Consider the following 15,486-nt stretch of genomic DNA (forward strand, 5'->3'; position numbering starts at 1 on the left):
GATCGCGGCGTCCTGACATCAGCAACGCGAGGCGACCGCTCGATGCAATCGCCTCACGCTCATGGCGCCACGTCACGCCGCCACGCGCGTCACTTCTTCTTTTGCGGCGGCAGGTCCGTACACACGCCTTCGTACAGTTCGGCCGCCATGCCGATCGATTCGCCGAGCGTCGGGTGCGGATGGATCGTCTTGCCGATATCCGTTGCATCCGCGCCCATCTCGACCGCGAGGCACACTTCGCTGATCAGGTCGCCCGCATTCAGACCGACGATGCCGCCGCCGATCACGCGATGCGTCTCTTCGTCGAACAGCAGCTTCGTGAAGCCTTCGTCGCGGCCGTTCGCGATCGCGCGGCCCGACGCGGCCCATGGGAACACCGCCTTGCCGTACTTGATGCCTTCGGCCTTGCACTGGTCCTCGGTCTTGCCGGCCCAGGCCACTTCCGGATCCGTGTACGCCACCGACGGAATCTGCATCGCGTCGAAGTAGGCCTTCTCGCCATGCGCCGCTTCCGCCGCGACGTGCGCCTCGTGCACGGCCTTGTGCGCGAGCATCGGTTGACCGACGATGTCGCCGATCGCGTAGATGTGCGACACGTTCGTGCGCATCTGCTTGTCGACATCGATGAAGCCACGATCCGTGACGGCGACACCCGCCTTCTCGGCGCCGATCTTCTTGCCGTTCGGGCTGCGGCCCACCGCCACCAGCACGAGGTCGTAACGCTGTGCCTCAGCCGGCGCCTTCTCGCCCTCGAAGCTCACGTAGATGCCGTCTTCCTTCGCTTCGGCCTTGGTGGTCTTGGTCTTCAGCATCACGTTCGCGAAACGCTTGCTGTTGTACTTCTCCCAGACCTTCACGAGATCGCGGTCCGCGCCCGTCATCAGGCCATCGAGCATTTCGACGACGTCGATCTGCGCGCCGAGCGTCGAGTACACCGTCGCCATTTCGAGGCCGATGATGCCGCCGCCGATCACGAGCATGCGCTGCGGAATCTGGCGCAGTTCGAGCGCGCCGGTCGAATCGATCACGCGCGGATCGTCGTTCGGCATGAACGGCAGCTTCACCGCTTCCGAACCGGCCGCGATGATCGCCTTCTGGAACTTGACGACCTTCTTGCCGCTTTCCGTTTGCACTTCCATATGGTTCGGACCGACGAACGAGCCGGTGCCCGTCACCACTTCGACCTTGCGCGCCTTCGCCATGCCGGCGAGACCGCCCGTCAGCTTCTTGACGACGCCCGACTTGAAGTCGCGCAGCTTGTCGAGATTGACCTCAGGCTTGCCGAACGTGATGCCGTGATGCGACAGCGCCGCCGCCTCGTCGATCACGAGTGCGGTGTGCAGCAGCGCCTTCGACGGAATGCAGCCGACGTTCAGACACACGCCGCCGAGCGTTGCATAGCGCTCGACGAGCACCGTCTTCATGCCGAGGTCCGCTGAGCGGAACGCCGCCGAGTAGCCGCCCGGGCCCGAGCCCAGCACGATCATTTCGCACTCGATGTCGGCGCTGCCCGAGTAGCTGGCAGCCTGCGGCGCGGGTGCAGCGGACTTCTGCGCAGCCGGAGCCGGCGCGGGCGCCGGTGCGGCCGCGGGTTTCGCCGCAGCGCCTGCGCCTTCGAGCAGCACGATCACCGAACCTTCGGATACGGTATCGCCCACCTTGACCTTCAGTTCCTTGACGACGCCGGCCGCCGGGCTCGGCACATCCATCGTTGCCTTGTCCGATTCGAGCGTGACGAGCGATTGCTCTTTCTCGACCTTGTCGCCAACCTTGACCGCGACTTCGATGACCGGCACGTCCTTGTAGTCGCCGATATCCGGCACCTTCACTTCCTGGACGCCGCCACCGGAAGCAGCCGGAGCAGCAGCCGGCGCCGGTGCGGGCGAAGGCGCAGCCGCGTCGCCGGAGGATTCGACGACAGCGATGACGGAACCTTCGGAAACCTTATCACCGGCTTTGACCTTGACCTCTTTGACGGTGCCGGCGGTATCGCTGGGCACTTCGATGGAGGCTTTATCGGATTCGAGCGTCATGAGGGCTTGTTCTTTCTCGATGACGTCGCCCGGTTTGATGTTGACTTCGATGACATCGACGTCTTTGAAGTCACCGATGTCCGGCACTTTCACTTCGACGAGACTCATTAGTGTCCCCTTCTCTTATTGATCGTGGTGAAGCGAGGAAACGAAGAACCAGTCCACCCAGAGCGGCAAAAAAACTGGCAGCAAATCCACCATCGCTCGGCCAAAAAGCTGGCAGCCAAAGAGGCAGTAGCGACTTTGCCGTCCGCCCAAGGACGCGCCTTTCTTTTGCCTACTTTTCTTTGGAAGACAAAGAAAAGTAGGTGCCGCCCCGCACAGGGGCGACGCAAAAAAACAGACGAGAAAACAGGTTCAACGAAAGCGCTTGAAAACTAAAGCTACGGCCTGCGCAGCAGAAGAACAACAAGCGCCCCGCGCAAACACAAGATCAAAGAATCACACGCCGAAAATCGGCAAGAATCGACCCGAGATACGCATTGAAGCGCGCAGCTTCGGCCCCATCGATCACGCGGTGGTCGTAGGACAGCGACATCGGCAGCGTCAACCGCGGCACGAACTGCTTGCCATCCCACACCGGCTTCATCGCGCCACGCGACAACCCGAGAATCGCGACTTCAGGCGCATTGATGATCGGCGTGAAGTGCGTCCCACCGATCCCGCCCAGCGACGAAATCGAGAAGCAGCCGCCCTGCATCTGATCCGGCTTCAGCTTGCCTTCACGCGCGAGCTTCGACAGGTCGGTCATTTCCTTCGCGATATCGACCAGTCCCTTCTTGTCCGCGTCGCGGATCACCGGCACGACGAGACCGTTCGGCGTGTCCGCGGCGAAACCGACGTGGTAGTACTGCTTGAACACGAGGTTGTCGCCGTCGAGGCTCGCGTTAAAGGTCGGGAACTTCTTCAGCGCCGCGACCACGGCCTTGATCACGAACGCCAGCATCGTGAACTTCACGCCGGCCTTTTCGTTCTCCTTGTTGAGCTTCACGCGCAGTTCTTCGAGCTCGGTGATATCCGCTTCGTCGTTGTTCGTGACGTGCGGGATCATCACCCAGTTGCGGTGCAGGTTCGCACCCGAGATCTTCTTGATGCGCGACAGCGGCTTCGGATCGATCGGACCGAACTTCGTGAAATCGATCTTCGGCCACGGCAGCAGGCCCAGTTCGCCGCCGCCCGCAGCGGCAGGCGCCGCAGCGGCCGGCGCCGCGCCCTGGCCCGTCATCACGCCCTTCACGAACGCGGTGACGTCTTCCTGCGTAATGCGGCCCTTCGGACCCGAGCCCTTCACGCGCGACACTTCGACGCCCAGTTCGCGAGCGAACTTGCGCACCGACGGCGACGCATGGCTGGCGTGACGGCCGCCCGCCTCGGGCGGAATTTCCGGCGCCTGCGCGAGCGCGGACGGCTGCGCCGTCTGCTTCGCGGCTGCCGGCTGCGGCGCATCCGACGGCTTCTCGGCCGCGGCCTTCGGCGCCGGAGCGGGCGCGGCGGCAGCGGGTTGCGCGGCGGCGCCTTCGCTTGCGAGCAGCACGATCACCGAGCCTTCGGATACGGAGTCGCCCACCTTGACCTTCACTTCCTTCACAACGCCGGCGGCCGGGCTCGGCACGTCCATCGTCGCCTTGTCCGATTCGAGCGTGACCAGCGACTGTTCCTTCTCGACCTTGTCGCCGACCTTCACCGCGACCTCGATCACCGGCACGTCCTTATAGTCGCCGATGTCCGGCACCTTCACTTCCTGCACGCCGCCGCCCGCAGCAGCGGGAGCCGGCGCGGGCGCCGCGGCAGGCGCCGGGCTCGGCGCGGGCGCAGCAGCGCCGTTCGACTTGCCTGCGGCCGCGCCACCTTCGGCGCTATCGAGCAGCACGATCAACGTGCCTTCGGACACGGTGTCGCCGTTCTTGACCTTCACTTCCTTGACGGTGCCCGACGCGGGGCTCGGCACGTCCATCGTCGCCTTGTCGGACTCGAGCGTGACGAGCGACTGCTCTTTCTCGACGGAATCGCCCGCCTTCACCAGCACCTCGATTACAGGAACGTCCTTGTAATCGCCGATGTCCGGCACCTTGACTTCGATCGCTTGACTCATTGTTGGTGTCTCCTGGGCCGCACATGCGACTTCCCCTTCGCGAAGGAAGGGGAAGCGCACGCGCGATGCACGCGGGGGCGATGCCTTAGACGGTCATCGGGTTGGGTTTGGCAGGATCGAGGTTGTACTTCTTCAGGGCCTCGGCGACGACCTTGCGTTCGATCGTCCCTTCGTCCGCGAGCGCGTTGAGCGCGGCGACCGTGACCCAGTAGCGGTCCACTTCGAAGAAGTGACGCAGCTTCTCGCGGGTATCCGAGCGGCCGAAACCGTCGGTGCCGAGCACGACGAACTTGCGCGGCACGAAACCGCGGATCTGGTCGACGAGCGCGCGCACGTAGTCGGTCGACGCGATCACCGGACCCAGCGTGTCCTTCAGCTTCGCTTCGACGTGCGACAGCTTGCGCTCTTCGCCCGGATGCAGCAGGTTGTAGCGCTCGACCTCGTGGCCGTCGCGCGCGAGCTCGGTGAAGCTCGGCACGCTCCAGAGGTCGGCCGCGACGCCCCAGTCGTTCTTCAGCAGGTCGGCGGCGGCGATCACTTCGTTGAAGATCGTGCCCGCGCCCAGCAGCTGCACGCGCGGCGCATTGCCTTGCGCTTCGGCCTTGCGGAACGCGTACATGCCCTTGATGATGTCGGCGGCTACGCTGTCGCCCTGCGGAATCGCCGGGTGCTCGTAGTTCTCGTTCATCACCGTGATGTAGTAGTACACGTCCTCCTGCTCCTGCACCATCCGGCGCAGGCCGTCCTGCATGATCACCGCGAGTTCGAAACCGAAGGTCGGGTCGTAGCTCACGCAGTTCGGGACCGATGCCGCCCACAGCAGCGAGTGGCCGTCTTCGTGCTGCAGGCCTTCGCCGTTCAGCGTCGTGCGGCCTGCCGTGCCGCCCAGCAGGAAGCCGCGCGCACGCATGTCGCCCGCGGCCCATGCCAGATCGCCGATACGCTGGAAGCCGAACATCGAGTAGAAGATGTAGAACGGGATCATCGTCTCGCCGTGCGTCGAGTACGACGTCGCAGCCGCGATCCAGTCCGACATGCCGCCCGCTTCGTTGATGCCTTCCTGCAGGATCTGGCCGGTTTCCGATTCCCTGTAAAACATCAGCTGGTCGGAGTCTTCAGGCACGTACTTCTGGCCGTCCTGATTCCAGATGCCGATCTGACGGAAGAGACCTTCCATGCCGAAGGTACGCGACTCGTCCGGCACGATCGGCACGACGCGTTTGCCGAGCGTCTTGTCCTTCAGCAGGATGTTGAGAATCCGCACGAACGCCATCGTCGTGGAGATCTCGCGGCCTTCGCCCGTGCCCTTCAGCAGCGGCTCGAATGCGTCGAGCGCCGGCACCGGCAGCGACTCCGCCTTCTGGCGGCGCGCCGGCAGGTAACCGCCCAGCTCCTGGCGGCGGTTGCGCATGTATTCGAGTTCCTTCGAACCTTCCTCGAACTTGAGGTACGGCACGTTGACGATCTCTTCGTCCGAGATCGGCAGGCGGAACTGGTCGCGGAATTTCTTCAGCTGGTCCACCTGCATCTTCTTCTGCTGGTGGGTGATGTTCATCGCCTGGCCGGCTTCGCCCATGCCGTAGCCCTTGATCGTCTTCGCGAGGATCACGGTGGGGTGGCCCTTCGACTGGCTGGCTTCGCTGAACGCCGCGTAGATCTTGTGCGGGTCGTGGCCGCCGCGGTTCAGGTTCCAGATGTCGTCGTCGGACCAGTCGGCGACGAGCGCCTTCAGTTCGGCCGTGTTGAAGAAATGCTCGCGCACGAACGCGCCCGACTCCGACTTGTACGTCTGGTATTCGCCGTCGACGACTTCCATCATGCGGCGCATCAGCGCGCCCGACTTGTCGCGCGCGAACAGGGCATCCCAGCGGCTGCCCCACACCACCTTGATCACGTTCCAGCCTGCGCCGCGGAACTCGCTTTCGAGTTCCTGGATGATCTTGCCGTTGCCGCGCACCGGGCCGTCGAGACGCTGCAGGTTGCAGTTGATCACGAACACCAGGTTGTCGAGCCGCTCGCGGCCGGCCATGCCGATCGCGCCGAGCGATTCCGGTTCATCCGTTTCGCCGTCGCCGAGGAACGCCCAGACCTTGCGGCCCTGCGTCTGCGCAATGCCGCGCGCCTGCAGGTACTTCATGAAGCGCGCCTGGTAGATCGCCATGATCGGGCCGAGGCCCATCGACACCGTCGGGAACTGCCAGAAGTCCGGCATCAGCCACGGGTGCGGATACGACGAGATGCCCTCGCCGCCCACTTCCTGGCGGAAGTTGTCGAGCTGGCCTTCGGAGAGGCGGCCGAGCAGGAACGCGCGCGAGTACACGCCCGGCGACGAGTGACCCTGCACGAACACGAGGTCGCCGCCATGCTCGGGCGACGGTGCGTGCCAGAAGTGGTTGAAGCCGACGTCATACAGCGTCGCGGCCGATGCGAACGACGCGATGTGGCCGCCGACGTTCGTATGCTTGCCCGCGCGCAGCACCATCGCGATCGCGTTCCAGCGCGTGTACGAGCGGATGCGGTGCTCGATGTCCTGGTCGCCGGGGATCTTCGCCTGGCGCGAAACCGGAATCGTGTTGATGTAGGGGGTGTTGGCGGAGAACGCGAGATGTTCGCCATGCACGCGGGCGAATTCGATCTGCTTCTCGATCAGGTAGTGAGCCCGGTCCGGGCCGACCGCAGAAATCACGCCATGCAGCGCATCCAGCCATTCAGCCGTTTCCTGCGGGTCGTCGTCGTTTTCGGCGGCGACATATTTCATGACTTCATCAGGTACAGCGGACATGCTCGTCTCCTGGATTTGAGGAACGCCACCCGAACAACGGACGCGGACGAAGCCCGGCCGCGGCAGCTTTCGGCCGAATTGTAATGAGTCGTCCACCATCCGCGCAACAAAATTTTCGAATTACGAGATGCGATCTCATAATACGAAAAATTGTTGCGGCGCACCCTGGATTTACTGCCATCCAACGGTCGAGGCGACCAGTTTGCGCCGATTAGCACGACATTCACGTGCTTTTTTGCGCGGTTGGCGTCGGACACGCTGCGTTACAATTCCGCCATGTTGACCGAACGGCTTTTCGCACGCTCGGCGCGACCCGCCAAAACGTCCGCGGACTCGTCGCCGTCCCGCTGGCACCACGGACCGTGGTGGTCCAACTCCTATCTGCTCACGCCGCTCCTGTCGATCGTCGTATTCCTGATCGTGATGAGCCTGATCCTGTGGAGTCTCAACCGCCGGGAACAACAGCAGCAGGAAGACACGCTTTACCGCAACGTCGCGTGGGCGCAGCAGCAGATCCGCCTGTCGCTCACCGGCGCGCAGGAACAGATCCAGGCGCTCGCGCGCGATCTCGCCGCGGGCCACGCCGACCCGCGCTCGTTCCAGGTCACCACGTCGGACATCATGCAGGGGCATCCCGAGATCCTCTACATGAACTGGTACACGGCCGCGCAGCAGCCGCACTGGCCCGACACCAGCCAGCCGCTGCTCGGCCAGCGTCTCGCCCGGCCGAATGACACGCAGATGGACGAAGCCGTGCACGCCGCGTTCGCGGAAGCGCGCGACACGCGCCGCCAGCTGTACTCGGCGCTGATGTACGACGACGTCGGCAACGGCTACATCACGCTGCAGACGCCGGTGTACCGCGACCGCGACTTCATGGGCTCGATCGCGGCGGTGATCTCGATCGAAGGCATCCTCAAGCACGACATCCCGCCCGAGCTGTCGGCAAAGTACAAGATCTCGATTCTCGACGTGAACAACCGCGAGCTCGCGACCACGTCGACCCGCCCGCGCCTGCCGCGCGACGTGTTCTACGACCTGCCGCTCGATCCGCCCGGCCAAGGCGTCGCGGTGCGCGTGTACTCGTACCCGCAGATGACCAACTTCACGAACAACACGCTCGTGTGGCTGGTCGCCGGGCTGTCGTGCTTCGTGCTGTGGAGTTTGTGGAGCCTGTGGAAGCACACGCGCCAACGCTTCGAGGCGCAGCAGGCGTTGTATGCGGAAGCATTCTTCCGCCGCGCGATGGAAAACTCGGTGCTGATCGGCATGCGCGTGCTCGACATGCACGGCCGCATCACGCACGTGAACCCGGCGTTCTGCCGGATGACCGGCTGGGACGAAAGCGATCTCGTCAGCAAGACAGCGCCCTTCCCCTACTGGCCGCGCGACTCGTACCCGGAAATGCAGCGCCAGCTCGACATGACGCTGCGCGGCAAGGCGCCGTCGTCGGGGTTCGAACTGCGCGTGCGGCGCAAGGACGGCTCGCTGTTCCACGCGCGCCTGTACGTGTCGCCGCTCATCGACAGTTCCGGCCGCCAGACCGGCTGGATGTCGTCGATGACCGACATTACCGAGCCGAAGCGCGCGCGCGAGGAGCTCGCCGCCGCACATGAACGCTTCACGACGGTGCTCGAAAGCCTCGACGCCGCGGTGTCCGTGCTCGCCGCCGACGAAGCCGAGCTGCTGTTCGCCAACCGCTATTACCGGCATCTGTTCGGCATACGTCCGGATGGGCACCTGGAACTGGCGGGCGGCGGTTTCGACACCGGCGAGGCGTCGTCCGATTCGATCGACATGGTCGACGCTTACGCGGGCCTGCCCGCCGCGGCGCTGACGGAAAGCACCGCGGATGCGCAGGAAGTCTACGTACAAGGCATCCAGAAGTGGTTCGAGGTGCGGCGCCAGTACATCCAGTGGGTGGACGGCCACCTCGCGCAGATGCAGATCGCGACCGACATCACCACCCGCAAGCAGGCGCAGGAACTGGCGCGCCAGCAGGACGAGAAGCTGCAGTTCACCAGCCGCCTGATGACAATGGGCGAAATGGCGTCGTCGCTCGCCCACGAACTGAACCAGCCGCTCGCCGCGATCAATAACTATTGCTCGGGAACCGTGGCACTGGTTAAATCTGGTCGAACCACTCCGGACAATCTGCTGCCAGTCCTCGAAAAAACCGCGCAGCAGGCCGTCCGGGCCGGCATGATCATCAAGCGGATCCGCGAATTCGTGAAACGTAGCGAACCCAAACGCCAGGCTACCCGTGTCGCCGACATCGTCGCGGACGCGGTCGGGCTCGCCGAAATCGAGGCGCGCAAGCGCCGCATCCGCATCGTCACGGATCTCCGCTCGCGGCTGCCGGTCATCTATGTCGACCCGGTGCTGATCGAACAGGTGCTCGTCAACCTGCTGAAAAACGCCGCCGAGGCGATGCACGACGCACGACCGAATGCCGTCGACCCCGTGATCCGCGTCGTGGTGCGGCTCGATAGCGGGTTCGTCTGCATCAGCGTCGTCGACCAGGGCCCGGGCGTCGACGAAGCCACCGCCGAGCGCCTCTTCGAACCGTTCTACAGCACCAAGTCCGACGGTATGGGCATGGGGCTCAACATTTGCCGTTCGATCATCGAATCGCATCGCGGTCGCCTGTGGGTCGTGAACAACGTCGAAGCCGACGGTCACATCACAGGCGCCACGTTCCACTGCAGTCTGCCCATTGGAGAGCCCGACGGCCCGAGTAACGGCGGGTCCGAGGCATCGATACCACAAACCGTCACGGGAGAGCCATGAACAGCCCCAATCCAGTCATGACACAGGAAACGGTATTCGTCGTCGACGACGACGAAGCCGTGCGAGACTCGCTGCGCTGGCTGCTCGAGGCGAACGGCTACCGCGTGCAGTGCTTCTCGAGCGCGGAGCAGTTCATCGAAGCATGGCAGCCCGCGCAGCATGCGGGACACATCGCGTGCCTGATCCTCGATGTGCGGATGTCCGGCATGAGCGGCCTTGAGCTGCAGGAACGGCTGATCGCCGAGAACGCATCGCTGCCGATCATCTTCGTCACGGGTCACGGCGACGTGCCGATGGCCGTATCGACGATGAAGAAAGGCGCGATGGACTTCATCGAGAAACCGTTCGACGAAGCCGAACTGCGCAAGCTCGTCGAGCGCATGCTCGACAAGGCACGCAGCGAAAGCACCAGCGTGCAGCAGCAGCGCGCCGCGGCCGAGCGCCTCGGCAAGCTGACCGCGCGCGAACATCAGGTGCTCGAGCGCATCATCGCGGGCCGCCTGAACAAGCAGATCGCCGACGACCTCGGCATCAGCATCAAGACGGTCGAAGCGCACCGCGCGAACATCATGGAAAAGCTGAACGTCAACACGGTTGCCGATCTGCTTCGCCTCGCGCTGTCGAACAAGCCGCAACAGCAGTAATCGGACCGCTCCGCTCCATCGCGGGCGGACCCATCACGCTGGCCGGACCCGGACGGGTTCGGCCCCGGCGGTTCTTCCTTTCTCGCTGGGCTTCTCCCTCAGCACCCACGCGCTTTCACCGCGCCGCGGTCTCCCGTTCATACGTACATCAGCCTGATCCGGCGAGACAGGCGACGGTATAATGTCGGACTTCAGCGAGCCGGCCTGAGCACGATTTCCGCACCGCGCGCCTTTCGCCACACGACACGTTCGTGTCGGGTAGCGCCAGCGCAAATGCGCGCCGGCGGCATCTTCTCCGATGCCGCTTAGTGGCCCGTAGACGCCGCTATAGCGCCCCACTCGCACGCACGCATCCGAACCGCCAGCTATTCTCGACCGACCATGACAGCCCAACTGATCGACGGCACTGCCCTCTCCAAGACCCTGCGCGCCGACGTCGCGAAGCGCACCGCCGCCCTGACCGCGCGTGGCCATCAACCGGGTCTCGCGGTCGTGCTGGTGGGCGACAATCCCGCGAGCGAAGTCTACGTGCGCAACAAGGTGAAGGCTTGCGAGGACAACGGTCTGCACTCGTCGTACGACCGCTATCCCGCGTCGCTGCCCGAAGCCGATCTGCTCGCGCGCATCGACGCGCTGAACCGCGACCCGAAGATCCACGGCATCCTCGTGCAGTTGCCGCTGCCGCCACACATCGACAGCCACAAGGTGATCGAGGCGATCGCGCCGGAGAAGGACGTGGACGGCTTTCACGTCGCGAACGCGGGCGCACTGATGACGGGCAAGCCGCTGTTTCGTCCGTGCACGCCGTATGGCGTGATGAAGATGTTCGACGCGTACGGCATCGATCTGGTGGGCAGGAACGCGGTCGTGATCGGCCGCTCGAACATCGTCGGCAAGCCGATGGCGATGCTGCTGCTCGAAGCGGGCGCGACCGTCACGATCTGCAACAGCAAGACGCGCGACCTCGCGGCGCACACGCGTCAAGCTGACGTCGTGGTCGCGGCGACCGGCAAGCGCAACATCCTCACGGCGGAGATGACGAAGCCGGGCGCGGTCGTGATCGACGTCGGCATGAACCGCGACGAAGCGGGCAAGCTGTGCGGCGACGTCGATTTCGCGGGTGTGCGCGAGGTGGCCAGCTACATCACGCCGGTGCCGGGCGGCGTCGGGCCGATGACGATCACGATGCTGCTCGTCAACACGCTTGAAGCAGCTGAGCGCGCCGCAGGCGTCGCGTAACCCATACTCCCCGATCGCCTTGCCACGGCGCCTATCGAATCGATAGGCGCCGTTTGCTTTGCGCGCTCGCCGCGCGCACCTAGAATCGAGGCTATTGGCAAGGACACACGGCGCCCGTCGAGTTCTGATAAGTTGTACCGGTTCCGACTGGAAAAAGGCGCGCCGCGTCTCCATAACAGTCTGGCGGGGCCTCGCAGCGCCACGCCTGCCCACCACCGGCAGGCGGCCGCGCGCGCGGCGCCCTGACCGCCCATCACTTCGCGACAGACAGGAAGCACCATGTCCCAAACATCCCAGGCATCCGGCAATCCGCTCCTCGACTTCACCGATCTGCCGCGCTTCGGCGAGATCCGCCCCGAACACGTGACGCCCGCGCTCGACGTGCTGATCGCCGATGCGGAAGCCGCCGTCGAACGCGCGAGCGCCGACATCACGCCCGCGTCTTGGGCGGACGTCGTCGAGAGTCTCGAACATGCGACCGAGCCGCTATCGCGCGCGTGGGGCGTCGTCGGCCATCTGAACGCGGTCGCCGATACGCCCGAGCTGCGCGCCGTCTATGGCGAGAACCTGCCGCGCGTGACCGAGTTCTGGTCGAGCGTCGGGCAGAACCTGAAGCTGTACGAGAAGTACAAGACGATCGCCGCGAGCCCCGCTTTCGGTGACCTGACCGTCGAGCGCAAAAAGATTCTCAGCAACTCGCTGCGCGACTTCCGGCTGTCCGGCGCCGAACTGCCCGAAGACCAGAAGCCGCGCTTCGCGGAACTGCAGGAGCGTCAGGCCGCGCTGTCGAAGGCGTTTTCCGATCACGTGCTCGACGCGACCAACACCTACGCGTACATCGCAACGGACAAAGCACAGCTGGCGGGCCTGCCCGAAGACGCAGTCGAAGCCGCGCGCGAAGCCGCCGAACGCGATGGCAAGAGCGGCTGGAAATTCTCGCTGCACTTCCCGTCGTACTTCCCCGTGATGCAGTACGCGGAAGACCGCGCGCTGCGCGAAGCGATGTACCGCGCGTACGTGACGCGCGCGTCGGAACTCGGGCCGCAATACGGCAACGGCAAGACCGACTGGGACAACACCAGCGTGCTCGCAGAACAGCTGCAGCTGCGCGCTGAAGAAGCGCACATGCTGGGCTACAACAACTTCGCGGAAGTGTCGCTCGCGCCGAAGATGGCCGAGTCGCCGGCGCAGGTGATTGCGTTCCTCGACGACCTCGCGGTGCGCGCGCGACCGCACGCCGAGAAGGACTGGAACGAACTGCGCCAGTTCGCCGCGACCGAACTGAGGCTCGCCGAACTGCAGCCGTGGGACATCGCCTTCGCCGCCGAGCGGCTGCGCCAGCAGCGCTATGCATTCTCCGAGAACGAGGTAAAGCAGTACTTCCCGGAAGACACCGTGCTGAAGGGTCTCTTCAAGGTGATCGAGACGCTGTTCGGCGTGCGGATCCGCAAGGACGAAGCCGCGTTGTGGCATCCAGACGTGCGCTTCTTCCGCGTCGAGAATCAGGACGGCACGCTCGTCGCGCAGTTCTACCTCGACCTCTATGCGCGAGAAGGCAAGCGCGGCGGTGCGTGGATGGACGACGCGCGCGCCCGTCACCGCACTGCGCGCGGCACGATGCAGACGCCGGTCGCGTACCTCACCTGCAATTTCTCGGCGCCCGTCGGCGGGAAGCCCGCGTGCTTCACGCACGACGAAGTGATCACGCTGTTCCATGAGACTGGCCACGGCTTGCATCACATGCTGACCCAGGTCGAAGAGCTCGGCGTGTCGGGCATCAGCGGCGTCGAGTGGGATGCGGTCGAACTGCCGTCGCAGTTCATGGAGAACTTCTGCTGGGAGTGGGACGTGCTGTCGGACATGACGTCGCACGTCGATACCGCGAAACCGCTGCCGCGCGACCTGTTCGACAAGATGCTCGCCGCGAAGAATTTCCAGAGCGGCCTCGGAACGCTGCGCCAGATCGTGTTCTCGATGTTCGACATGAAGCTGCACACCGACTTCGACGCAAGCGGCAATCTGAACGCGAACGACCTCGCACGCGCGATCAACGAGCGCTATCACGTGATTCCGCAGGCGGCGTTCTCGCGCTGGCCGAACACGTTCAGCCACATCTTCGCAGGCGGCTACGCGGCGGGCTACTACAGCTACAAGTGGGCCGAAGTGCTGTCCGCCGATGCGTACGCGGCGTTCGAGGAAGCCGCGAAAGCATCGAACGGCAGCGTGCTCGACGTGCCGACCGGCATCCGCTATCGCCGCGAGATTCTCGAAGTGGGCGGCAGCCGGCCCGCGATGGAATCGTTCAAGGCGTTCCGCGGCCGCGAGCCGAACATCGATGCGCTGCTGCGGCATAACGGGATGGTGCCGTCGGGTGATGCGGCGCACTGAGCGCTGAGCTGCCGAGGTGGAAGACCGGTACGCGGCGCTCTCTGCGCGTACCCGTTCGTCACTTATCGCGTGGGCCGGAAATCGATGTGTGCCGGGCGCCCTTCCAGCGCTAGCGTTGCATGCGGCGCCGGCATGCGGCTCACGATCCGGCCGCGGCGAATCACCGCCGTACGCGTGGCGCGGAGCCGGATCGCTTCGATCGGGTTGCGCGCGTCGAGCACCACCAGATCCGCGTGACAGCCAGGCTCCGTGCCATAGCCCCCCAGCCCGAGAATGCGCGCTGGCGTCACCGTCACTGCATCGAAGCAGGCGCGCATTGCTTCAGTGCCCGTCATCTGCGCGACGTGCAGCCCCATGTGCGCGACCTCCAGCATATCCCCCGAGCCCAGGCTGTACCACGGGTCCATCACGCAGTCGTGGCCGAACGCGACGTCGACGCCGGCCGCCAGCATCTCCGGCACCCGCGTCATGCCGCGGCGCTTCGGATACGTGTCCGAGCGGCCCTGCAACGTGATGTTGATCAGCGGATTCGCGATCGCCGCGACGCCCGCTTCGCGCATCAGCGGCAAGAGCTTGCTGACGTAATAGTTGTCCATCGAATGCATCGACGTCAGGTGCGAACCCGCGACGCGGCCATGCAGACCGAGCCGGTGTGTTTCTGCCGCGAGCGTCTCGATGTGCCTCGACATCGGGTCGTCGCTCTCATCGCAGTGCATGTCGACACGAAGACCCTTCTCCGCTGCGAACTCGCACAGCAGGCGCACGGACGCCGCGCCGTCCGCCATGGTCCGTTCGAAGTGCGGAATACCGCCCACCACGTCGACGCCCATCGCGATCGCGCGCTTGAGATTGTCGAACGCGCCGGCGCTACGCAGCACGCCGTCCTGCGGGAACGCGACCAGTTGCAGGTCCAGATACGGCGCGACGCGGCGCTTCACGTCGAGCAGCGCCTCGACCGCGAGCAAACGCTCGTCGCAGACATCGACGTGCGAGCGGATTGCCAGCAGGCCGCGCGCCACGGCCCAGTCGCAGTACTGCAACGCGCGCTCGACGAGCGCGTCCTGCGTCAGCTGCGGCTTCAGCTCGCCCCATAGCGCGATGCCTTCGAGCAGCGTGCCCGACGCGTTCACGCGCGGCAGGCCGTAGGACAGCGTCGCGTCCATATGGAAGTGCGCGTCGACGAACGGTGGCGTGACGAGCGCGCCGTTCGCATCGAGTTCTTCGACGGCATTCGCGGCAAGCGTCGGTTCGACCGCGACGATGCGGCCCGCTTCGATGCCGATGTCGACCTGCGGCGACGGACTGCCATCGTTGCTGGCGTTGCGCGCGAGCACGGCACGACGAATGATGAGATCCATACGAGACGCTCCATTCACGGGCGGGGTCTAAGGGATTCTAGCGGTGACAGAAATGGTGGGGGGGTTTGGGTGCGGTGCTGCTTGCGCGAAGCGAGTCTGTGCCGAAGGTGTACAGATCCCGGCACCGGTACGGTCAGGGCCTGCACCCCGTCAGCTGTAT

Annotated in this window: 8 protein-coding genes; 4 read left to right on the forward strand and 4 right to left on the reverse strand. The window is 64.8% G+C overall.

The window, feature by feature from the left end:
* Positions 1-89: 89 nt before the first annotated feature.
* The 3 genes from lpdA to aceE form a co-directional block, all read right to left on the reverse strand.
* Positions 90-2,141 (reverse strand): dihydrolipoyl dehydrogenase, encoded by a 2,052-nt coding sequence (gene lpdA, locus DVS29_RS04535; protein ID WP_118179241.1) that lies wholly within the window; start codon positions 2,139-2,141, stop codon positions 90-92.
* 325 nt (positions 2,142-2,466) lie between these two features.
* Positions 2,467-4,125, reverse strand: a complete 1,659-nt coding sequence (aceF, locus tag DVS29_RS04545) for a dihydrolipoyllysine-residue acetyltransferase (protein ID WP_118179242.1) — start codon at positions 4,123-4,125, stop codon at positions 2,467-2,469.
* A gap of 85 nt (positions 4,126-4,210) precedes the next feature.
* Positions 4,211-6,907 (reverse strand): pyruvate dehydrogenase (acetyl-transferring), homodimeric type, encoded by a 2,697-nt coding sequence (gene aceE, locus DVS29_RS04550; RefSeq protein WP_118179243.1) that lies wholly within the window; start codon positions 6,905-6,907, stop codon positions 4,211-4,213.
* Between the two features lie 276 nt (positions 6,908-7,183).
* Here aceE and fixL point away from each other — a divergent pair, with 276 nt between their 5' ends.
* From fixL to DVS29_RS04570, 4 genes are all read left to right on the forward strand, one after another.
* Positions 7,184-9,697: an oxygen sensor histidine kinase FixL gene (gene fixL, locus DVS29_RS04555; protein WP_118179377.1), complete on the forward strand. Its 2,514-nt coding sequence runs from the start codon at positions 7,184-7,186 to the stop codon at positions 9,695-9,697.
* The gene (gene fixJ, locus DVS29_RS04560) at positions 9,694-10,341 is read left to right on the forward strand and encodes an oxygen response regulator transcription factor FixJ (protein WP_118179244.1); all 648 of its coding nucleotides are present in this window, start codon (positions 9,694-9,696) and stop codon (positions 10,339-10,341) included. The genes fixL and fixJ overlap by 4 nt, the downstream gene beginning before the upstream one ends.
* 381 nt (positions 10,342-10,722) lie before the next feature.
* Positions 10,723-11,580, forward strand: a complete 858-nt coding sequence (gene folD / locus DVS29_RS04565; RefSeq protein ID WP_118179245.1) for a bifunctional methylenetetrahydrofolate dehydrogenase/methenyltetrahydrofolate cyclohydrolase FolD — start codon at positions 10,723-10,725, stop codon at positions 11,578-11,580.
* A gap of 279 nt (positions 11,581-11,859) precedes the next feature.
* Complete coding sequence (locus DVS29_RS04570; protein ID WP_118179246.1) at positions 11,860-13,968, forward strand: M3 family metallopeptidase; 2,109 nt, start codon at positions 11,860-11,862, stop codon at positions 13,966-13,968.
* 62 nt (positions 13,969-14,030) lie between these two features.
* Here DVS29_RS04570 and DVS29_RS04575 read toward each other — a convergent pair whose 3' ends face one another.
* Positions 14,031-15,326 carry an amidohydrolase family protein gene (locus tag DVS29_RS04575; RefSeq protein ID WP_118179247.1) on the reverse strand — a complete coding sequence of 432 codons (1,296 nt, stop codon included), beginning with the start codon at positions 15,324-15,326 and terminating at the stop codon, positions 14,031-14,033.
* Positions 15,327-15,486 lie beyond the last annotated feature (160 nt).

Source organism: Paraburkholderia phosphatilytica (genome assembly GCF_003443895.1).
Classification (GTDB): domain Bacteria; phylum Pseudomonadota; class Gammaproteobacteria; order Burkholderiales; family Burkholderiaceae; genus Paraburkholderia; species Paraburkholderia phosphatilytica.